General features: G+C 64.9%; 20 protein-coding genes. 13 read left to right on the forward strand and 7 right to left on the reverse strand.

From position 1 onward, the window contains the following. Positions 1–121 precede the first annotated feature (121 nt). The 9 genes from FFI87_RS11320 (at position 122) to FFI87_RS11360 (ending at position 7,443) form a co-directional block, all read left to right on the forward strand. Positions 122–1,030, forward strand: coding sequence for a DMT family transporter (locus FFI87_RS11320; protein ID WP_138847430.1), 909 nt, complete (start codon positions 122–124; stop codon positions 1,028–1,030). Positions 1,031–1,144: 114 nt separating this feature from the next. Then, on the forward strand, positions 1,145–1,750 hold the full coding sequence (locus FFI87_RS11325; protein ID WP_011657441.1) for a TIGR00645 family protein: 606 nt from the start codon (positions 1,145–1,147) through the stop codon (positions 1,748–1,750). A gap of 43 nt (positions 1,751–1,793) precedes the next feature. After that, on the forward strand, positions 1,794–3,317 hold the full coding sequence (locus FFI87_RS11330; protein WP_006762441.1) for a fumarate hydratase: 1,524 nt from the start codon (positions 1,794–1,796) through the stop codon (positions 3,315–3,317). 193 nt (positions 3,318–3,510) lie between these two features. Then, positions 3,511–3,987 carry a bacterioferritin gene (gene bfr, locus FFI87_RS11335; protein ID WP_012364283.1) on the forward strand — a complete coding sequence of 159 codons (477 nt, stop codon included), beginning with the start codon at positions 3,511–3,513 and terminating at the stop codon, positions 3,985–3,987. A 46-nt stretch (positions 3,988–4,033) separates the two neighbouring features. Then, a complete protein-coding gene (gene murI / locus FFI87_RS11340; RefSeq protein ID WP_138847429.1) occupies positions 4,034–4,897 on the forward strand; it encodes a glutamate racemase in 864 nt (287 codons plus the stop codon). Positions 4,898–5,047: 150 nt separating this feature from the next. After that, complete coding sequence (locus tag FFI87_RS11345) at positions 5,048–5,284, forward strand: bacterioferritin-associated ferredoxin (protein ID WP_006755389.1); 237 nt, start codon at positions 5,048–5,050, stop codon at positions 5,282–5,284. Positions 5,285–5,501: 217 nt separating this feature from the next. Further along, positions 5,502–6,233 carry an energy transducer TonB gene (locus tag FFI87_RS11350; protein WP_138847428.1) on the forward strand — a complete coding sequence of 244 codons (732 nt, stop codon included), beginning with the start codon at positions 5,502–5,504 and terminating at the stop codon, positions 6,231–6,233. A 36-nt stretch (positions 6,234–6,269) separates the two neighbouring features. Further along, entirely contained in the window at positions 6,270–7,001 is a 732-nt protein-coding gene (locus tag FFI87_RS11355; RefSeq protein ID WP_011657446.1) for a MotA/TolQ/ExbB proton channel family protein, read from the forward strand. Positions 7,002–7,014: 13 nt separating this feature from the next. Further along, positions 7,015–7,443, forward strand: coding sequence for an ExbD/TolR family protein (locus FFI87_RS11360; protein ID WP_006754473.1), 429 nt, complete (start codon positions 7,015–7,017; stop codon positions 7,441–7,443). Positions 7,444–7,824: 381 nt separating this feature from the next. Here the strand turns inward: FFI87_RS11360 and FFI87_RS11365 are convergent, their stop codons facing one another. Next, positions 7,825–8,802, reverse strand: coding sequence for a LysR family transcriptional regulator (locus tag FFI87_RS11365; protein WP_006754472.1), 978 nt, complete (start codon positions 8,800–8,802; stop codon positions 7,825–7,827). A 122-nt stretch (positions 8,803–8,924) separates the two neighbouring features. On the opposite strand from FFI87_RS11365, the gene FFI87_RS11370 reads away from it, so the two are divergent. The 3 genes from FFI87_RS11370 (at position 8,925) to hemP (ending at position 10,763) form a co-directional block, all read left to right on the forward strand. Further along, positions 8,925–9,797, forward strand: a complete 873-nt coding sequence (locus tag FFI87_RS11370) for a pirin family protein (RefSeq protein ID WP_138847427.1) — start codon at positions 8,925–8,927, stop codon at positions 9,795–9,797. A gap of 99 nt (positions 9,798–9,896) precedes the next feature. Next, positions 9,897–10,379, forward strand: a complete 483-nt coding sequence (locus tag FFI87_RS11375; RefSeq protein ID WP_138847426.1) for an SRPBCC family protein — start codon at positions 9,897–9,899, stop codon at positions 10,377–10,379. 138 nt (positions 10,380–10,517) lie between these two features. Beyond that, a complete protein-coding gene (gene hemP, locus FFI87_RS11380; protein ID WP_006760849.1) occupies positions 10,518–10,763 on the forward strand; it encodes a hemin uptake protein HemP in 246 nt (81 codons plus the stop codon). 318 nt (positions 10,764–11,081) lie between these two features. Here the strand turns inward: hemP and FFI87_RS11390 are convergent, their stop codons facing one another. The 5 genes from FFI87_RS11390 to uvrB all read right to left on the reverse strand — a co-directional run bounded on the left by FFI87_RS11390 (position 11,082) and on the right by uvrB (position 16,627). After that, positions 11,082–12,479 carry a 4Fe-4S binding protein gene (locus FFI87_RS11390; RefSeq protein ID WP_138847424.1) on the reverse strand — a complete coding sequence of 466 codons (1,398 nt, stop codon included), beginning with the start codon at positions 12,477–12,479 and terminating at the stop codon, positions 11,082–11,084. Further along, positions 12,476–13,318 carry an FTR1 family protein gene (locus tag FFI87_RS11395; protein WP_012364291.1) on the reverse strand — a complete coding sequence of 281 codons (843 nt, stop codon included), beginning with the start codon at positions 13,316–13,318 and terminating at the stop codon, positions 12,476–12,478. Before FFI87_RS11395 ends, FFI87_RS11390 begins: the two co-directional genes overlap by 4 nt. Positions 13,319–13,376: 58 nt before the next feature. Then, on the reverse strand, positions 13,377–13,709 hold the full coding sequence (locus FFI87_RS11400; protein ID WP_006760846.1) for a cupredoxin domain-containing protein: 333 nt from the start codon (positions 13,707–13,709) through the stop codon (positions 13,377–13,379). Between the two features lie 55 nt (positions 13,710–13,764). Continuing rightward, complete coding sequence (locus FFI87_RS11405) at positions 13,765–14,316, reverse strand: iron transporter (RefSeq protein ID WP_012364292.1); 552 nt, start codon at positions 14,314–14,316, stop codon at positions 13,765–13,767. A gap of 220 nt (positions 14,317–14,536) precedes the next feature. Further along, positions 14,537–16,627 (reverse strand): excinuclease ABC subunit UvrB, encoded by a 2,091-nt coding sequence (gene uvrB / locus FFI87_RS11410; RefSeq protein ID WP_012364293.1) that lies wholly within the window; start codon positions 16,625–16,627, stop codon positions 14,537–14,539. Positions 16,628–16,875: 248 nt separating this feature from the next. Between uvrB and FFI87_RS11420 the strand changes: the two genes are divergently transcribed. Next, positions 16,876–18,075, forward strand: coding sequence for an amino acid aminotransferase (locus FFI87_RS11420; protein WP_011657455.1), 1,200 nt, complete (start codon positions 16,876–16,878; stop codon positions 18,073–18,075). Positions 18,076–18,224: 149 nt separating this feature from the next. On the opposite strand, the gene FFI87_RS11425 is transcribed toward FFI87_RS11420, so the two are convergent. Continuing rightward, positions 18,225–19,013 carry a 3-hydroxybutyrate dehydrogenase gene (locus FFI87_RS11425; RefSeq protein WP_138847423.1) on the reverse strand — a complete coding sequence of 263 codons (789 nt, stop codon included), beginning with the start codon at positions 19,011–19,013 and terminating at the stop codon, positions 18,225–18,227. Positions 19,014–19,040 lie beyond the last annotated feature (27 nt).

The following is a 19,040-nucleotide window of genomic DNA, read 5'->3' on the forward strand; positions in this document are numbered from 1 at the left end:
CACTTACGGGGCCTCGCCGTTTAGCACACTGCCACGCTACGGTCGGCGCTTGACCGCCGGCTTTACGCTGTTACAACTGCGCCCCTACAATCGTAACTGAACTCGCCCCCCGGACTCCAGCTTGAATCGCTACGCCCTCTTCCTCGTTCTGTCGATGCTGTTTGTCGGCAGCAACGTCGGTATCGGTAAATCCATCGTCGTCTTCGTCCCGGTCGCCATCCTCGCCACGCTGCGCTTCGTGATCGCGATCGCCGTCCTGTGGCCGCTGTTCAGCCCGGTGAAGATGCGCGCGGTCCGGCGCGCGGAATGGTTGAACCTGTTCCTGCAGGCGTTCTTCGGCACCTTCATGTTCACGCTGCTGATGCTCAACGGCGTGCAACGCACGAGCGCGGTCGCGGCCGGCGTGATCACCAGCACGATCCCCGCCATCGTCGCGCTGTTCGCGTGGCTGATCCTGCGTGAAAAACCGAACGGCCGTGCGCTCGTGTCGATCGCGCTCGCGATCGCCGGCGTCGTGACGATCAATCTCGCGAACGGCGGTACGTCCGCGCACGACGCCGGCGCCGCCTCGTCCGGCTCGCTGACCGGCAATCTGCTCATCCTCGGCGCCGTCTGCTGCGAATCGATCTACGTGATCCTGTCGCGCCGGCTCACGCAGACGCTCGCCCCCATCGACATCTGCGCGTACACGCACCTGTTCGGCCTGTTCCTGATGCTGCCGCTCGGCGCGACGGCGATGTGGCAGTTCGATTACGCGAGCGTGCCGGCCGCTACGTGGGCGCTCGTCGTCTGGTACGGGCTGTCGGCCAGCATCTTCTCGTTCTGGCTGTGGATGAAGGGCATCCGGCACGTGCCGGGCAGCCTCGCCGGCGTGTTCAGCGCGGTGCTGCCGGTCGCGGCCGCCGCGTACGGCATCGCGTTCCTCGGCGAACGCCCGACGCTCGCGCACGGCATCGCGCTCGCGTGCGTCGTCACCGGCATCGTGCTCGCGAGCCTGCGCGTGAAACGCGCGCCGGCCGCGGCTTCCTGATCCGGCCCCTGCCCTCCCGGCGCGTCGCTGCAGTCGCGCCGGCCAACGCGTTACAATAGCGCGCCTTTTCGAGATTACCCCCGATACCTGCGCACAGCGCCCTGTACCTCCATCATGTCTGCCTCGCATTCGCCCGGCCACACCCGTCGCTCGCTACGCCCCCTTCCCGCGCTGATCTTCATGAGCCGCTGGCTCCAGGTGCCGCTTTATCTGGGCCTGATCGTCGCGCAGGCCGTCTATGTATTCCTGTTCCTGAAAGAAGTCTGGCATCTGCTGTCGCACGCGACCAGCCTCGACGAGATCAGCGTGATGCTCGCGGTGCTCGGCCTGATCGACGTCGTGATGATCTCGAACCTGCTGATCATGGTGATCGTCGGCGGCTACGAAACGTTCGTGTCGCGCCTCGGCATCGAGGGCCATCCCGACGAGCCCGAATGGCTCGACCACGTGAACGCGGGCGTGCTGAAGGTCAAGCTGTCGATGGCGCTGATCAGCATTTCGTCGATCCACCTGCTGAAGACCTTCATCAACCCGGACCAGCACACGACGCACGCGATCATGTGGCAGGTGATCATCCACGTGTCGTTCCTCGTATCGGCGCTCGTGATGGCGTGGGTCGACCGCCTGACGACCCATACGCACCCGGCCCATTTCCACGAGACGCACGCGCCGGCAGCGAACGAGTCCCGCAAGCCGGCCGAAGCAGCCGTCAACGCATAAACGCATTCCCCACAGTCCCCACAGTCCCCACAGAGTCTCAGCCATGACCGTCATCAAACAGGAAGACCTGATCCAGAGCATCGCGGATTCGCTGCAGTACATCAGCTACTACCACCCGCTCGACTACATCCAGGCCCTCGGCCGCGCGTACGAGCTGGAAGAGAGCCCGGCCGCGAAGGACGCGATCGCGCAGATCCTCACGAACAGCCGCATGTGCGCGGAAGGCAAGCGCCCGATCTGCCAGGACACCGGCATCGTCACGATCTTCGTGAAGGTCGGCATGGACGTGCGCTGGGACGGCGCGACGATGGGCCTCACCGACATGATCAACGAAGGCGTGCGCCGCGGTTACACGCACCCGGACAACGTGCTGCGCGCATCGATCGTCAACCCGCCGGAGGGCGCTCGCAAGAACACGAAGGACAACACGCCGGCCGTGATCCACTACGAGATCGTGCCGGGCGACAAGGTCGACGTGCAGGTCGCGGCGAAGGGTGGCGGCTCGGAGAACAAGTCGAAGTTCGTGATGCTGAATCCGTCGGATTCGATCGTCGACTGGGTGCTGAAGACGGTCCCGACGATGGGCGCCGGCTGGTGCCCGCCGGGCATGCTCGGAATCGGCATCGGCGGCACCGCTGAAAAGGCGATGCTGATGGCGAAGGAATCGCTGATGGAGCCGATCGACATTCAGGAAATCATCGCGCGCGGTCCGAAGGACTGGGTCGAGGAACTGCGCGTCGAGCTGCATGAGAAGGTCAACGCGCTCGGCATCGGCGCGCAGGGCCTCGGCGGCCTCGCGACCGTGCTCGACGTGAAGATCATGGCCGCTCCGACGCACGCGGCGTCGAAGCCGGTCGCGCTGATCCCGAACTGCGCGGCCACGCGCCACGCGCACTTCGTGCTCGACGGCTCCGGCCCGGCCAAGCTGGAAGCGCCGTCGCTCGACGCGTGGCCGAAGGTCCAGTGGGAACCGAACACCGAAACCAGCAAGCGCGTCGACCTGAACACGCTGACGCCGGAAGAAGTCGCGAGCTGGGCGCCGGGCCAGACGCTGCTGCTGTCGGGCAAGATGCTCACGGGCCGCGACGCCGCGCACAAGCGCATCGCCGACATGCTCGCGAAGGGCGAGAAGCTGCCGGTCGACTTCACGAACCGCGTGATCTACTACGTGGGCCCGGTCGATCCGGTGCGTGACGAAGTGGTCGGCCCGGCAGGCCCGACGACGGCCACGCGGATGGACAAGTTCACCGAGACGATGCTCGCTCAGACGGGTCTGATCTCGATGGTCGGCAAGGCCGAACGCGGCCCGGTCGCGATCGATGCGATCAAGAAGCACAAGGCGGCCTACCTGATGGCGGTCGGCGGTGCGGCGTACCTCGTGTCGAAGGCGATCCGCGGCGCGAAGGTGCTCGCATTCGAAGACCTCGGCATGGAAGCGATCTACGAGTTCGACGTGCAGGACATGCCGGTGACGGTGGCCGTCGATTCGTCGGGCACGTCGGTGCACCAGACCGGTCCGAAGGAATGGCAGGCGAAGATCGGCAAGATCCCGGTCGCAACCGCTTAAGCGCGATCGAACGAAAGGCCGGACGGGAGTCCGGCCTTTTTACTTCCCATTCTCATTCTCGCACGCGGCCCGTTGCTCAAGGCTGATTCTCATTACACGCAAAAGGCAGGCCCGACAAGGCTTCGAGGCTTGGCTTTTCTCGTTCGAGCGATTATCGTTCGGTTTCTGAAGCCCCACTGAACAAGGAATAGCCATGCAAGGCGACAAGAAAGTCATCGAATACCTGAACGCCCAACTGAAGAACGAACTCACGGCGATCAACCAATACTTCCTGCATGCGCGCATGTACAAGCACTGGGGCCTCGACAAGCTCGGCAAGCACGAATACGACGAGTCGATCGGCGAAATGAAGCACGCCGACTGGCTGATCGAGCGCGTGTTCATGCTCGACGGCCTGCCGAACCTGCAGGACCTGCACAAGCTGCTCATCGGCGAGGAAACCGAAGAGATCCTGAAGTGCGACCTGAAGCTCGAGCAGATCTCGCAGAACACCTGCAAGGAAGCGATCGCCTACTGCGAATCGGTGCGTGACTACGTGTCGCGCGAGATCTTCGAAAAGATTCTCGACGACACCGAAGAGCACATCGACTGGCTGGAAACGCAGATCGACCTGATCGGCAAGGTCGGCCTGCAGAACTACCAGCAGACGATGATGGGTTCGCCCGAGTAAGCGCCATCACGGCCACCACCGCCACGCCCGCCACCTCGCCGTCCGCATGACGATGACGCACCAGCCAGCCGCTTCCGGGGTCCGCCCCGCCGCCCCCGTCGGGATCTTCGATTCGGGGCTCGGCGGCCTGTCGGTGCTGCGCGCCGTGCGCGCGCACCTGCCCGGCGAATCGTTCGTCTACGTCGCCGATTCGCAGCACGCGCCGTACGGGTCGCGCGACGAGGCATTCATTACGGAACGCACGCTGGCCATCGGCGAGTGGCTCGCCCGCGAAGGGGCGAAAGCGCTCGTGATCGCGTGCAACACGGCAACGGCGCGAGCGATCGCGGCCATCCGCGAACGCCTGTCGATACCGCTCGTCGGTGTCGAGCCGGGCATCAAACCGGCCGCCGCGCTGTCCACGACCGGCGTCGCGGGCGTCCTCGCGACGCAATCGACGCTGAACAGCCCGCGTTTCCAGGCGCTGCTCGACCGCTACGGCGCCGGCCGCCGCTTCATCTGCCAGCCGGGCCACGGGCTCGTCGAAGCGATCGAACGCGGCGACACGAACTCGCCCGCATTGCGCACGTTGCTCGAGCGTTATCTGCAGCCGATGCTCGACGACGGTGCCGATACGCTGGTGCTCGGCTGCACGCACTATCCGTTCTTCACAGAAACGATTCGTGACATTGTGGGCGACCGCCTGACGATCGTCGACACGAGCGATGCCATCGCCCGCCAGCTCGCGCGGGTGCTCGACGAACGCGGCCTGCGCGCGCCGGCCGGCACGCGTGCCGCGCCGCCGCGCTTTTGCTCGACGGGCGACGGCCGGCAACTGCACGCACTCGCGTCGACGCTGCTTGGCCTCGACGCGCCGGTCGAATCCGTCACCATTTCCTCGCCGAACGCGCGCGCCTGCGCGACCGCCTGACGCGCGCCGGCACACCGCCGGCACGCCCTCTCCTGCTATCCCCGCCGTTTGAAGGGTCTGATGACCTTAAAAAAAGCCGAGCCCAGGCTTGTCAACACCCGCAAATTTAATGATAATAATTCGCATTACCGTTAGCTATCGCAACTCATCATGATCGTCTGCGTGTGCAAGTCAGTTTCGGATCGCAAGATTCGCGCGTCCCTCGCCGAGGGCGTGGGTTCCTTCGATGAACTCCAGTTCGAGCTTGGCGTGGCCACGTGCTGCGGCAAGTGCGAGGAGTCCGTACGCGACCTCATGGCCGAGCAAGGCGTCTGCGCGAGCCGGTGCGGTGTCGAGCACCACGCTCATCCGATCCCGGTCACGTTCTACGACCGCAAGGCCGCCTGAGCGGCGCCGAGCGTGCGCATGCGGCCGCTGCCGCATTTAATGTCCAACCGTCAGCAAGCCATTTTCCGCGCGAGCCAGCGGCTTACCTGCCAAGGAGCCTGTCATGGAATTGCTGATCGGATTTGTGACCACCGTTTGCATCTCGCTGCTGATCTTCCGCAAGTAGTGCCGATTCACCCGCCGCGCCCCGGGTGCGACGTCGTTCTTTCAAGCTAACATGCAGGCTTCGCAATCCGCTCCTGCCGGCATCCTGCCGGCTGCTCCACGTATGAATCCCCGGGTCATCACGGTCGCGGTCGGTGTGCTTGCCGCACACGCGATCATGCTGACGGCTGCGTGGCTCCATCGCAACGCGCCGCCGCCGAAATCGGTCGAAGTGCAGTCGATCACCGCGCAGCTCATCACGCCTGCGCCGATCGCCCAGCAGGTCGCGGCTGAATCGATCCCGCAGCCCGCGCCGCCGAAGCCCACCCCGCGCGTCAAACCGAAGGTCGAGCCGAAGCCGGTGCAGAAGGCGGCCAAGCCCACGCCTCAGCCGGTTGCGCAATCGCCTGCCCCGTCGCCGACGCCCGCGCCGGCTGCCGATCCGACGCCCGCGCCCGCCGCGCCCGCAGCTGCAGCGCCGGCCGCAACGCCCGGCCCGGCTCGCGAAACGATGCAGGTCAGCGCGCCGAAGAACGTGCCGACGCTTCAATGCAACTTCGTGAAACCCGACTACCCGTCGATGTCGCGTCGCCGCGGCGAATCGGGCACCGCCTATGTTCACTTCGTCGTCGGCGTGACCGGCAAGATCGAAAGCGTCGAGCTGCAGAAGAGCAGCGGTTACCCGCGCCTCGACGATGCCGCACTCGACGCGATGCGCTCGACCACCTGCCGTCCGTATATCGAGAACGGCCAGGCGATCCGCGCCGCCCGCACACAGCCCTACAACTTCGGGCTCACCGACTAACCTGCCTCACCCGGAAGATTCAAAGGAAACAAGAAAATGCAAAGCTACGGTATCGCGCACGTCTGGGCGCAAGGTGATTTCGTCACGCGCGCCATTGCGATCACGCTGCTCGTGATGTCGGTCCTGTCGTGGATCGTGATCATCGTCAAGGGCTGGAACGTGATTCGCCTGAACCGCCTCACGAAGAATGCGGAACAGGCGTTCTGGCATTCGGACGACTTCGACGACGGCATCAAGAAGCTCGGTCTCACCGCATCGACGCCGAGCGACAACCCGTTCCTCGCGCTCGCGCTGTCGGGCAAGGAAGCCGCCGATCACCACCATCAGACGCAGCCGCACCTGCACGACCGCATGGACGTGTCCGACTGGGTCACGCGCTGCCTGAAGGACACGATGGACGAAGGCATCTCGCGCATGCAGGCCGGCCTCGCGATCCTCGCGTCGATCGGCAGCACGGCGCCGTTCGTCGGCCTGTTCGGCACGGTCTGGGGCATCTACCACGCATTGCTCGTGATCGGCGCAACCGGCCAGACGTCGATCGACCAGGTCGCGGGCCCGGTCGGCGAATCGCTGATCATGACGGCCTTCGGCCTGTTCGTCGCGATTCCGGCGGTGCTCGGCTACAACGCGCTGACCCGCGCGAACAAGGGTGTCGTCAGCAAGCTGCGCCGCTTCGCACACGGTCTGCACGCCTACTTCGTGACGGGCGCGCGCCTCGCGTCGTCGTCGCCCCGCGACGGCCTGCGTCTTGCGACGCGCGCCAGCTGAGACGAGGTGAACCATGGCAATGAACACCGGCTTCAGCGATGACGACGACGATGGCGTGATGAGCGAGATCAACATGACGCCACTCGTCGACGTCATGCTCGTACTCCTGATCATCTTCCTCGTGACGATCCCGGCGATGCAGCACGCGGTGAAGATCGACCTGCCGCATGCGAGCAGCCAGCCCGTCGACGAAAAGCCGCAAACGGTCGACGTCGCGATCCAGGGCAACGGCACGATCCTGTGGAACGACCAGACGGTCACGCGCGAGCAGCTGCAGGCACACATCGCGGAAGCGGCACAGCATCAGCCGCAACCGGAGTTGCACCTGCGCGCCGATCGCAAGGTTGCCTATGAGCGTGTGGCGGAAGTGATGTCCGATGCGCAGGCCGGCGGCCTGACGAAGCTCGGCTTCGTCACCGAGCCGACCGCGAAGGCGAAGTAACGCACGCGCGTTTGGCGGGTCGGGGGCGGCGCCTAGCCGGCCGCGCCTAGCCGGCCGCGCCCAAAGTAAAAGGCCTTCATCGCCAGATGAAGGCCTTTTTTCATGCGCACGCGGGCGCCTTCGGGCGGCGGGCTCTTCGGCGGTATCGGTTGCGCCTCGAGCAACGCAATGCGGCTACCGTGGTCTGCACGGACTGCGCGTTCTGCCCTATCTGGCTCGCAATATATGCGGCCACCTGATTCCGCTCAGAACTTCCTTCGCGAAATGGGATTTCAATATAGGCCCGCGCGCGAACGCATTCAAGGCCCCCGCGATTGAAACTTGCGATTGCCGGCGGCACTTCAATGACAAAACAAATTTGCCACGACGCGCATCTTGCATTCAGGTGGACGAAGCATCGACGGCCGCGGCTTCCTTCTTGTCGCGCTCCGGGCAGCTCGGCTGCTTGTAATCGCCGTGATCGAGCTTCTCGACCAAATAGTCGACGAACGCGCGGACCGCGGGCGGCATCCCCTGCCGCGACACGAACACCGCATAGAGTTGCGGCACCGGCAGCGTCCAGCCCGGCATCACCGGCGACAACTGTCCGGCGCGCAATGCATTGCCGTACATCATCTCAGGCAGCGCCGCGATACCGAGGCCGTCGAGCACGGCCTCGCGGATCGTCATCAGGTCCGCCGTCACGAGCCTCGGATCGTGCTCGTGCAAGTGACGCGTGCCGTCCGGCGCGATCAGGTTGAACACGTGCCGTCCGTCGACGCTCGGCGTATCGAGCGTCTCGAAGCGCGCCAGATCGTCCGGGACGAGCGGCGGCGCATTCTGGCTCAGCAGGCTCGGCGCGCCGACCAGCATCTGCTCGGTCCGCCACAATGGCCGCACGACGATGTTCGCGTTCTGCGGCGGCTCCGAACGCACGCGCAACGCGACATCGACCGAATCCTCGAACAGGTCGATCACGCGGTTCGTCACCCGGATGTGAACCTTCACCTCGGGATAGCGGTGCAGGAATTCGGGCAGGATGCGCGACAGCATCGTCTGCGACAGCGTGACAGGGACACTCACGCGCACCGAGCCACGCGGCGACGAGCGCAGCTGCTGCACGGCGTTCATCGCGGCCTGGGCTTCGGCGAGCATCGCCTGGCAATGCTGGTAGAACAACTCCCCCGCCTCGGTCAGTGCGAGCTTGCGCGTCGAACGCTGCAGCAGCCGCACGCCGAGCGCCGCTTCGAGTTCGGTCAGGCGCCGCGACAGGCGCGATTTCGAGATACCCAGCACGCGCTCCGCAGCCGAGAACCCGCCATGTTCGACGACCTGCGAAAAGTACATCAGGTCGTTCAGGTTGTGTGCATCGATGTTCATTTCATCGTTCCAATTTCAGAACAATCCATTGCGAAGCGCCGTAAATCGGACCGCAAAACGCCCAATATAATAGCGCTATGTTTCAAAAATAACGCTATTCCGATGATTTCGAGGGCTTCTGCATGACGACCGCTCGCTCGCTTGACCGCACCTACCCCGCGCTTCGCACGACCGAAGGCGGCGGCTTCGTGGTTCACCGCCCGTTCCCGACCCGGCTGCTGATGGATTTCGATCCGTTCCTGCTGCTCGATGAAATGGGCCCTGTCGACTATGCGCCCGGCGAGGCCAAGGGCGCGCCCGACCACCCGCATCGCGGCTTCGAGACCGTCACCTACGTGCTCGACGGGCGCTTTCGCCATCGCGACTCGGCCGGCCATGCCGGCACGCTCGGGCCCGGCGACGTGCAGTGGATGACGGCCGGTGCGGGCGTCGTGCACAGCGAAATGCCGGATCCCGAATTCGCACAGGCGGGCGGCCGCTCGCACGGTTTCCAGTTGTGGGTCAACCTGCCGCGCCGCGACAAGCTGATCGCACCGCGCTACCAGGAAATCCCGGCCGACCGCATCCCGATCGCGACGTCGCCGGACGGCCGTGCGCAGGTCCGCGTGATCGCCGGCGAAGCGTTCGGTGTGCGTGCGGCGATCGAGACGCGCACGCCGATCCTCTACCAGCACTTCACGCTGCAACCGGGCGCAATGGTCACGCAGCCGGTGCCGCCAGGTTATCGCGTATTCGCCTATCCGCTCGACGGAGCGGGCCGCTACGGGCCCGACAGGCAACCCGTCGACGCACGGCACATGGTCGTCTACGGTGACGATGGCGACGCGGTAACCTTTGAAGCCGGCGATACGCCGCTCGACCTGCTGCTGATCGGCGGCGTCCCGCTCAACGAGCCGATCGTCCGCTATGGCCCGTTCGTGATGAATACCGAGGAAGAGATCCGACAGGCCGTCGTCGACTACCAGACGGGCCGCATGGGCCGCATCGAAGCGTGATGCGCAATCGGGGCCGCAGCTGCCGCGAAACGGCTTGTTTTGCGTCACAATAACTTCTTGATCCATGTGGCTGCCCGCCACCAGAAGGAATCCGTCCCCTTGAACTTCGAACATCTGATCCAGATCAACTCCGACGATCCGGCCGTGCCGTCCCTTACCCGCGACCAGCTCTGGGAAGGCCTCGTGCTGCGCGCCGAACAACCGCAGCTGTTCGTGATCGGTCTCGACAGCTGTGTCGTCCACGAACGGACGGACACGACGCTCGAACGCGAACTGCACTACGGGCATGCGATCGTGCGCGATCGCGTGACGTTCATCCCGAACCAGCAAGTGCGCTACGACATCCATGCGGCCGGCGGTGAAATCGGCGGCTCGCTGACGATGACGATCGAGGAGCGCGACGACCATGAGCTGTTCCTGCGTTTCGAATACCGCACGACGCTGACCGTCACGGACGACAGCGAGGAAGCGCGTCACACGCACGGTATCGTCAAGGAAGCGTATCGCACGTCGGACATCGACACGGTGCGCCTGATTCGCGAATACGCACAAGGGCGCAAGGACCCCGATCCGCTCCACTGACGTCGATGGCGGCCGACGGGCCGCCTCTTTGACTCACGCTATCGGGTTTGTTGCATCGATCGATAAAGAGTTTTTGTAAATGGGAATAGTTATCATTTAGAATTCATTCCATCGCATCGACTGTTACCGATCAACCGAATGACCGACACCACGCGCCCGACCACGCTGACCTTGCGCCGCACGACCGGCACCGCAAGCGGCAACCGTCAGAAGACGGCAGCGGTCACGACGCCGGCGAAACCCGCCGGAAGCCGCGATGCCGGCACACGGACCCTCAGCAGCGATGCGCTGCTGCAAGGTCACAGCCACATCAGCATCGCGCATAACGGAGAGACCTATCAGTTGCGTGCCACGCGGCTCGGCAAACTGATCCTGACGAAGTAACGACAGAGTATTGTGGGGACCACCTCCCTGAGAGGTGTTGGGCAGTAGCCAGCGTAACGGCTTGCACGCGAGATCTAGACCCCTTCGTGCAAATACACTCAAGCAGCCGTTCCAGCAAGCCAAGCCACTTTTTTGGTTCTCACACATGGAAGAAAAAAGCGACACGTCGAAAGACGTGTCGCTTTTTGTTTGGGCGTCCGCAGACAACGGAAAAGGCATTGCGGCTATCGGCGCTGCTGTTTCAGCGGACTCCTGTGCCCGGCGGCGGAACTCTCGCCTGCTACTCCGGCGCGTGGCCGCAAGGCCTTCAATCCCGCATCAGAAACCCCAGAACATCAACCACCACGCGCTGTCGATCACGGCCAGGCCAGCCGCGAACCACGCGAATGCAGCCAGTCGGCGCGGCCACGCCGCATAGCGTCCCGTCACCTTCCAGGCGAGCCACGCGCTCCACGCGTTCGCACAAACGAGAATCGCGATGCGCACATCCGTCGCCCAGCCGAGCGGCACATGTTCGGCCCGCAGCAGCGACAGCGTCGTCGCCGACAGCCCGAGGAACACGCCCGCACCCGCGATCGGGATCAGCGCCTGCGCGAGATGATGAAGACGCACGCGATCGAAACGGCCGAGCATCAGCGTCGCGCCGGCCAGCAGCACCAGCAGCGCGGTGCCGTACACGAGCCCCGTGCCGACGATATAGCTAACGACCAGCCCGCCGTCGAGCCACGAGAACACGTCGTTGCGATCCGGGTAATGCGTGAGCAGGAACCACGGTGCATTGGTCTCGAGCGGCCACGTGATGTCGCGGTCGATCAGCCAGCCCGCGAGGAATTGCTTGATCTGCACGAACCACGGGCTCACGGTCCAGTGGAACGCCCCGATCGCGACGCCGAGCAGGCCGTACAGGATCAACGCCGTGTCCCACGGGTTTGCCTGTTGCGCGCCGAGGTTCACGACCTCATCGGACGGCGAGCGCCACGACAGTTCGATCGCATCGCGGTGGCCACTGCAGCGGCCGCACATGTGGCACGCGGCGGCGCCCTTCATGTTGCGCAACGGCACGAGCGGCGCGCAGTTGATCGGAATCACGCGATGTCCGTGCTCGCCGTTCTTGTACGAGCGGCGCCACGCATCCTCGTCGACCTTGTAGCGCATCGGCGCGAGCCGCGACAGCAATCCGAACACCCCGTTGACCGGGCACAGGTACTTGCACCACACGCGCTTCTCGCGGCCGTAGAGCAGGCCGATCACGATCGCGCCGACGGTCGAGCCGCCGAGCACGAACAGCACGGCGAGCGGGTACTGGTACACGCTGACCATCTGCCCATAGATCGTCGTGAGCCCGAACGCGACGAACGGCCAGCCGCCCCACCGCATCCAGCGCGGAATCGCGCCGCCGCGGCCGAACCGGCTCGCGTACTCGGTCAGCGCGCCTTCCGGGCACAGCACGCCGCACCAGACGCGGCCGAGCATCACCATCGACAGCAGCACGAACGGCCACCAGATGCCCCAGAACACGAACTGCGCGATCAGCGTGAGGTTGTTCCACAGGTGCGCGGAATCGTCCGGCAGCGGCAACACCGCCGGCACGATGATCAGGAATGCATAAACGGCGACGACGACCCACTGGATGCCGCGGATCACCGCGCCGTGGCGCTGCATCCACTGGCCGGCCTGTGCGAGCCAGCCCGGCTTGGCTGCGGCGGCCACGCTCATGCCGTGCGGCCCGCTGTGACGGCCGGACGGCGGCTCGCGCGCTTCATCAGCAACCAGACGACCGCCCAGTACACCGCATAAGCGACCAGGTTGGTCAGCGCCGGATGCGCGCGATAACCGGTCAGCGTCGCGACGAGCGAACCGAACGTGCCGGAATCATCGAGGATCGCGGACGTGTCCCACAGCTGCGCGATGCCGAGCGGCAGGATTTCCTTGTCGATCAGCTTGTCGACGCCGGTCTGGAACAGGCCCGCGCCGAGGAACAGCAGCATCACTTCGGTGACGCGGAAGAAATGCCGCCACGAGAAGTACTTGCCGCCGAGCTGCAGCAGATAGAACGTGAGGAATGCGAGGCCGAGGCCGATCACGACCGCGAGCATCTGGCTGGCGTCCACGTGCCCCGACTGGCCGAAACCGAGGCCGTACAGGAAGATCACCGTCTCGCTGCCTTCGCGGGCGATCGCGAGCGCGACCAGCACGGCAACGCCCCACCAGTTCGAATCGCGCGTGCTCTGCTGCAGCGACTGCTCCATGTCGCGCTTCAGCGTGCGGCCGTGCCGGCGCATCCACAACACCATCTGCACGATCAGCACGCAGGCGATCAGCACCATCGCGGTCTGGAAATAGTCCTGTGCGTCACCGGACAGCACTTCGGTGAAGCCGACGAGTGCGGCGCCGAGACCGATGGCCATCAGCAGGCCGACCGCCACCCCCGTCCACAGAAAGGGCAGGCCGCGGCGCGCATCGTCGTCGCCGTTCTTCAGCCATGCATAGAGGATGCCGACGACGAGCAGCGCTTCGACGCTCTCCCGCCAGACGATGAACAAGATCTGACCCATTGAATCCTCCTGACGTGCGGGGCACGGCACTCGTGCGCCCGTACGCAGATAAAACGCATTACTTCGCGACGATCACGCCCTGTGCCTGCTGGTGGAAATCGTCGAAAAACTTGTACTCGCCCGGCGACAGCGGGGCGACGACCACGAACGAATCGGCGCCCGGCGCGAGCACCTTCTCCTTGCGCAACTGCACGCTCTCGAATTCGGCGGCGCCCTTGCCGGTATTCCTGATCTCGATCTTGAAGCGCTGACCGGCCGGCACTTCGATGCGGGCGGGGTTCAGCTTGCCGTCCGTCATCTCGAGCTTGAACGTCGGCAGATCGGCGGCATGCGCCGCGCCGGCGAGCCACAGCGCGGCGGCTGCGGCGACGATTTTCTGGGGAAATTTCATTCTGGGTTCTCTACGCTGACGGCGCGCCGAAGCGCGCCGTCCGTGATGCCACCGATCAGTACCCGCCCTTCTTGCCGATGCCGGCGAACGGGAAGTCGTATTCGAGGGTGACGGGCTTGAACCACGGACCCACACCGGTTTCCTTGTCGACGTGACGGCCGAACGCCATGTGGCCCGACTGCATCGGCGGCTTGACGGTCATCGTCAGGTGGTACTTGCCCGGGCCGGCCAGCTTCACGTTGTCACCGTAGTGCGGGCCGTCGCTCGCGACCATGCCCATCAGGTCGCCTTCGGCCTTCCACTTCGTGTCACCCTGCTTCGTCAGCTTGTACGTGACCTGCAGGTACGGCATCCAGTCGCCTTCCGCGAAACCCGTCGGGTTGTTCTTGACCGCGTGGATATCCGCCTCGAGGTGGATGTCCGAATCCGACGCCTTGCGCATCATCCCTTCCGGATCCATCGTGATCGGCTGCAGGTACACCGCGCCGATTTCCATGCCGCCCTGGATCTGCTGCTTGCCGATCGGATATTCGGCCGCCGAGGCCGACATCGCGGCAAGCGCCGCCGCTACCGCAACCGACGTGCGGATGAACGAAGAACCCAACATGGACACTCCTTGTTATTTGTCTGACACGCTGCCAACCGCCCTCCTGGACGGCTCGCCGGAAACACTAACGCAATGAAGAACGTTAATGCGAACTATTCTCAATACTTGCGAAGTGTAGCACCGAACCGGCTCTGGAACAAACGAGCCCCCCGGTAAACCCCTGATGCGACAAGGCTTACAGCCGAGTTACCGGGAGGTTTCAGTGACGTTTTGGAAAGGTTTACCGGCCGCCGCTGATGTGGTCGCCCACATTCGCGCCGAATACGCGTTCGCGCAGCAACGCCAGCTGGTCGCGGGTGGCCGCAGCCTTTTCGAACTCGAGGTTCTTCGCGTAGTCGGCCATCTGCTTTTCGAGCCGCTTGATTTCTTTCGCGATCTGCTTTTCCGACATGTCCTCGAACTTCGCGCGTTGCTGCGCTTCCTTCAGCTCGGCGCGTGCGTCGTCGGCGTTGTAGACGCCGTCGATGATGTCCTTGATGCGCTTCACGACGCCGCGCGGCGTGATGCCCATCTTCTCGTTGTGCGCGATCTGCTTCGCACGGCGCCGCTCGGTCTCGCCGATCGCGCGCTTCATCGATTCGGTCATCGTGTCGGCGTAGAGGATCGCCTTGCCGTTCACGTTGCGCGCCGCGCGGCCGATCGTCTGGATCAGCGAGCGCTCGGCGCGCAGGAAGCCTTCCTTGTCCGCGTCCAGAATCGCGACGAGCGACACCTCCGGAATGTCCAGGCCCTCGCGCAGCAGGTTGATCCCGACCAGCACGTCGAACGTGCCGAGTCGCAGGTCGCGGATGATCTCGACCCGCTCCACCGTGTCGATGTCGCTGTGCAGGTAGCGCACCTTGACGCCATGGTCGGCGAGGAACTCGGTGAGCTGCTCGGCCATCCGCTTCGTCAGCACGGTGATCAGCACGCGCTCGCCGGCGTTCACGCGCGCGTTGATCTCGGTCAGCACGTCGTCGACCTGCGAGCTGGCCGGGCGCACTTCGATTTCCGGATCGACGAGGCCCGTCGGCCGCACCACCTGCTCGGCGATCTGCCCCGTCACGCGCTTCTCGTAGTCGGCAGGCGTGGCCGACACGAACACCACCTGGCGCATCTTGCGTTCGAACTCCGGGAACTTGAGCGGCCGGTTGTCCAGCGCCGACGGCAGCCGGAATCCGTAGTTGACGAGATTCTCCTTGCGCGCGCGGTCGCCGTTGTACATGCCGTTCAACTGGCCGATCAGCACGTGCGATTCGTCGAGCAGCATCAGCGCATCGGGCGGCAGGTAGTCGACGAGCGTCGGCGGCGGCTCGCCGGGCGCGGCGCCCGAGAAGTGCCGCGAGTAGTTCTCGATACCCTTGCAGAAGCCGAGCTCCTGCAGCATCTCGAGATCGAAGCGCGTGCGCTGCTCGAGGCGCTGCGCCTCGACGAGCTTGCCGTCGCGGTGAAAGAACTCGAGGCGCTCGCGCAATTCCTCCTTGATCGTCTCGACCGCACGCATCACGGTGTCGCGCGGCGTCACGTAGTGCGACGACGGATACACCGTGAAGCGCGGAATCTTCTGCCGCACGCGCCCGGTCAGCGGGTCGAACAGCTGCAGCGTCTCGACCTCGTCGTCGAACAGCTCGACGCGCACGGCCATCTCCGCGTGCTCGGCCGGGAAGATGTCGATCGTGTCGCCGCGCACGCGGAACGTGCCGCGCTGGAAGTCCTGTTCGTTGCGCGAGTACTGCATCGCGATCAACCGCGCGATCACGTCGCGCTGGCCGAGCTTGTCGCCGGTGCGCAGCGTCAGGATCATCTTGTGGTACTCGGACGGGTTGCCGATACCGTAGATCGCCGACACCGTCGCGACGATCACCACGTCGCGGCGCTCCATCAGGCTCTTCGTCGCCGACAGCCGCATCTGCTCGATGTGCTCGTTGATCGACGAGTCCTTCTCGATGAACAGGTCGCGCTGCGGCACGTACGCTTCCGGCTGGTAATAGTCGTAGTACGAGACGAAGTACTCGACCGCATTGCGCGGGAAGAACTCGCGGAACTCCGCGTAGAGCTGCGCCGCGAGCGTCTTGTTCGGCGCGAACACGATCGCCGGGCGGCCGAGCCGCGCGATCGTGTTCGCCATCGTGAAGGTCTTGCCCGACCCCGTCACGCCGAGCAGCGTCTGGAATGCGAGGCCGTCGCCGACACCTTCGACGAGCGTCTCGATCGCGGTCGGTTGGTCGCCTGCGGGCGGATACGGCTGGTATAGCTGAAATGGCGACCCTTCGAAGGTCACGAATTTCGATTCGTCGAGCGCGTCGCCGACTTCGGCGTGATGTTCGGACATGGAGTGCGGCCGGAGCGAGGGCAAAAGACTATTCTAGCGCTTCGCGGCGTTGCGGACCGGTGGCGGCTCCTGACGCGCGACACTGGCCGAAATCGCAATTCGCCGCGCGATCGCCGCCTCGGGCAGCGTGAATTCGCTACAATGTCAGGCTGCTGCGCTTTCCGGCGCCGTGCCCGTTGGCGCGCGGTCCGCTGCGCCCGCCTCGCCGGCTGAAAGCCTGACCCTCTTTTCACAACTGCCGAATCATCATGTCGCTCTTCTCCGCTGTCCAGCTTGCTCCCCGCGACCCGATCCTGGGCCTGAACGAAGCCTTCAACGCCGATGCGCGTCCGACCAAGGTCAACCTCGGCGTCGGTGTGTACACGAACGAAGAAGGCAAGATTCCGCTGCTGCGCGCCGTTCGCGAAGCGGAAAAGGCGCGTGTCGACGCCGGCCTGCCGCGCGGCTACCTGCCGATCGACGGGATCGCCGCCTACGACGCAGCGGTGCAGAAGCTGCTGCTCGGCAACGATTCGCCGCTGATCGCCGCAGGCCGCGTGGTCACCGCGCAGGCACTGGGCGGCACGGGCGCGCTGAAGATCGGCGCCGACTTCCTGCGCACCGTGAACCCGAACGCGAAGGTCGCGATCAGCGACCCGAGCTGGGAAAACCACCGCGCGCTGTTCGAAGCCGCCGGCTTCGAAGTCGTCGCGTATCCGTACTACGACGCCGCCACCAACGGCGTGAACTTCGACGGCATGCTGTCGGCGCTGAACGGCTATGCGGCAGGCACGATCGTCGTGCTGCACGCGTGCTGCCACAACCCGACCGGCGTGGACCTGACCGAAGCGCAATGGCAGCAGGTCGTCGACGTCGTCAAGGCGCGCAACCTCGTGCCGTTCCTCGACATGGCCTACCAGGGCTTCGGCGAGAACATCGAGGCAGATGCAGCGGCGGTGCGCCTGTTTGCCGCGGCCGACCTGAATGCATTCGTGTCGTCGTCGTTCTCGAAGTCGTTCTCGCTGTACGGCGAGCGCGTCGGCGCGCTGTCGATCATCACGTCGAGCAAGGAAGAAGCGACGCGCGTGCTGTCGCAGCTGAAGCGCGTGATCCGCACGAACTACTCGAACCCGCCGACCCATGGCGGCGCCGTCGTCGCGGCCGTGCTCGCGTCGCCGGAACTGCACGCTGCGTGGGTGCAGGAACTCGGCGAAATGCGCGACCGCATCCGTGCGATGCGCAATGGCCTCGTCGAGCGCCTGAAGGCGAGCGGCGTGGATCGCGACTTCAGCTTCATCAACGCGCAGCGCGGGATGTTCTCGTATTCGGGCCTGACCTCGGCGCAAGTCGATCGTCTGCGCGAAGAGTTCGGCATCTACGCAGTCGGCACGGGCCGCATCTGCGTGGCAGCGCTGAACACGCGCAACCTCGACGCGGTCGCCAATGCAGTCGCAGCAGTCCTGAAGTAAGTCGGCATCCGCGGGCGGCAGCCGTCACCGGCCCGCCCTGCCGAAACAAAAAACGCGCTCCCCGGAGCGCGTTTTTTTATGGCTTCGTGCGTTGCCGGCGACGGCTCGGCACGAACGGTACGCGTGGCGACCGCCCGTGCCGGACTCCGTTACTTCATGAACCAGCCGTGGCTGACGACGACCGACTGCCCCGTGAGCGCGGCGCTCGGGAACGTCGACAGGAACAGCACCGTCTGCGCGACGTCCTGCACCGTCGTGAACACGCCGTCGACCGTGTTGCCGAGCATCACCTTCTTGATCACTTCCTCTTCGCTGATCCCGAGCTCCTTCGCCTGCTCCGGAATCTGCTTGTCGACCAGCGGCGTGCGCACGAAGCCCGGACACACGACGTGCGAGCGCACGTTGTGTTTCGCGCCTTCCTTCGCCAGCACGCGCGCGAGGCCCAGCAGACCGTGCTTGGCCGTCACGTAGGCCGACTTCAGCGGCGACGCTTCGTGCGAGTGCACCGAGCCCATGTAGATCACGACGCCGCCGCGATCATCCTTGTACATGTGCTTGAGCGCGGCCTTCGTCGTCAGGAATGCGCCGTCGACGTGGATCGCCTGCATCTTCTTCCAGTCGGAGAACGCGTAGTTCTCGATCGGATTGACGATCTGGATACCGGCGTTCGACACGAGGATGTCGACCGAGCCGAACGCTTCGGCGACCTTGTCGATGCCGCTGTTCACGGCGTCCTCGTTGGTCACGTCCATCGCGACGCCGATCGCCTTGCCGCCTGCCTTGTTGATCTCGTCGGCAACCGCGTTGGCGCCGTCCTGGTTCAGGTCGGCGATCGCGACCGCCGCGCCCGCCTTGGCCAGCTCCAGTGCGATTTCCTTGCCGATGCCGCTTGCGGCGCCCGTGACGACTGCGGTCTTGCCGCTCAGATCTGCTTCCATGTCCGTCTCCTTCCGTTATCGGATCGA

Source organism: Burkholderia sp. KBS0801 (assembly GCF_005937855.2).
Lineage (GTDB): Bacteria > Pseudomonadota > Gammaproteobacteria > Burkholderiales > Burkholderiaceae > Burkholderia > Burkholderia ambifaria.

What these genes read in the sequence shown, in the direction of transcription:
- FFI87_RS11330 (WP_006762441.1), top strand. Translation starts at nt 1,794, where the DNA reads ATGACCGTCATCAAACAGGAAGACCTGATCCAGAGCATCGCGGATTCG.
- murI (WP_138847429.1), top strand. Translation starts at nt 4,034, where the DNA reads ATGACGATGACGCACCAGCCAGCCGCTTCCGGGGTCCGCCCCGCCGCC.
- FFI87_RS11365 (WP_006754472.1), bottom strand. Translation starts at nt 8,802, where the DNA reads ATGAACATCGATGCACACAACCTGAACGACCTGATGTACTTTTCGCAG.
- bfr (WP_012364283.1), top strand. Translation starts at nt 3,511, where the DNA reads ATGCAAGGCGACAAGAAAGTCATCGAATACCTGAACGCCCAACTGAAG.
- FFI87_RS11370 (WP_138847427.1), top strand. Translation starts at nt 8,925, where the DNA reads ATGACGACCGCTCGCTCGCTTGACCGCACCTACCCCGCGCTTCGCACG.
- FFI87_RS11425 (WP_138847423.1), bottom strand. Translation starts at nt 19,013, where the DNA reads ATGGAAGCAGATCTGAGCGGCAAGACCGCAGTCGTCACGGGCGCCGCA.
- FFI87_RS11395 (WP_012364291.1), bottom strand. Translation starts at nt 13,318, where the DNA reads ATGGGTCAGATCTTGTTCATCGTCTGGCGGGAGAGCGTCGAAGCGCTG.
- FFI87_RS11350 (WP_138847428.1), top strand. Translation starts at nt 5,502, where the DNA reads ATGCAGGCTTCGCAATCCGCTCCTGCCGGCATCCTGCCGGCTGCTCCA.
- FFI87_RS11345 (WP_006755389.1), top strand. Translation starts at nt 5,048, where the DNA reads ATGATCGTCTGCGTGTGCAAGTCAGTTTCGGATCGCAAGATTCGCGCG.
- uvrB (WP_012364293.1), bottom strand. Translation starts at nt 16,627, where the DNA reads ATGTCCGAACATCACGCCGAAGTCGGCGACGCGCTCGACGAATCGAAA.
- FFI87_RS11355 (WP_011657446.1), top strand. Translation starts at nt 6,270, where the DNA reads ATGCAAAGCTACGGTATCGCGCACGTCTGGGCGCAAGGTGATTTCGTC.
- FFI87_RS11420 (WP_011657455.1), top strand. Translation starts at nt 16,876, where the DNA reads ATGTCGCTCTTCTCCGCTGTCCAGCTTGCTCCCCGCGACCCGATCCTG.
- FFI87_RS11390 (WP_138847424.1), bottom strand. Translation starts at nt 12,479, where the DNA reads ATGAGCGTGGCCGCCGCAGCCAAGCCGGGCTGGCTCGCACAGGCCGGC.
- FFI87_RS11360 (WP_006754473.1), top strand. Translation starts at nt 7,015, where the DNA reads ATGGCAATGAACACCGGCTTCAGCGATGACGACGACGATGGCGTGATG.
- FFI87_RS11400 (WP_006760846.1), bottom strand. Translation starts at nt 13,709, where the DNA reads ATGAAATTTCCCCAGAAAATCGTCGCCGCAGCCGCCGCGCTGTGGCTC.
- hemP (WP_006760849.1), top strand. Translation starts at nt 10,518, where the DNA reads ATGACCGACACCACGCGCCCGACCACGCTGACCTTGCGCCGCACGACC.
- FFI87_RS11405 (WP_012364292.1), bottom strand. Translation starts at nt 14,316, where the DNA reads ATGTTGGGTTCTTCGTTCATCCGCACGTCGGTTGCGGTAGCGGCGGCG.
- FFI87_RS11325 (WP_011657441.1), top strand. Translation starts at nt 1,145, where the DNA reads ATGTCTGCCTCGCATTCGCCCGGCCACACCCGTCGCTCGCTACGCCCC.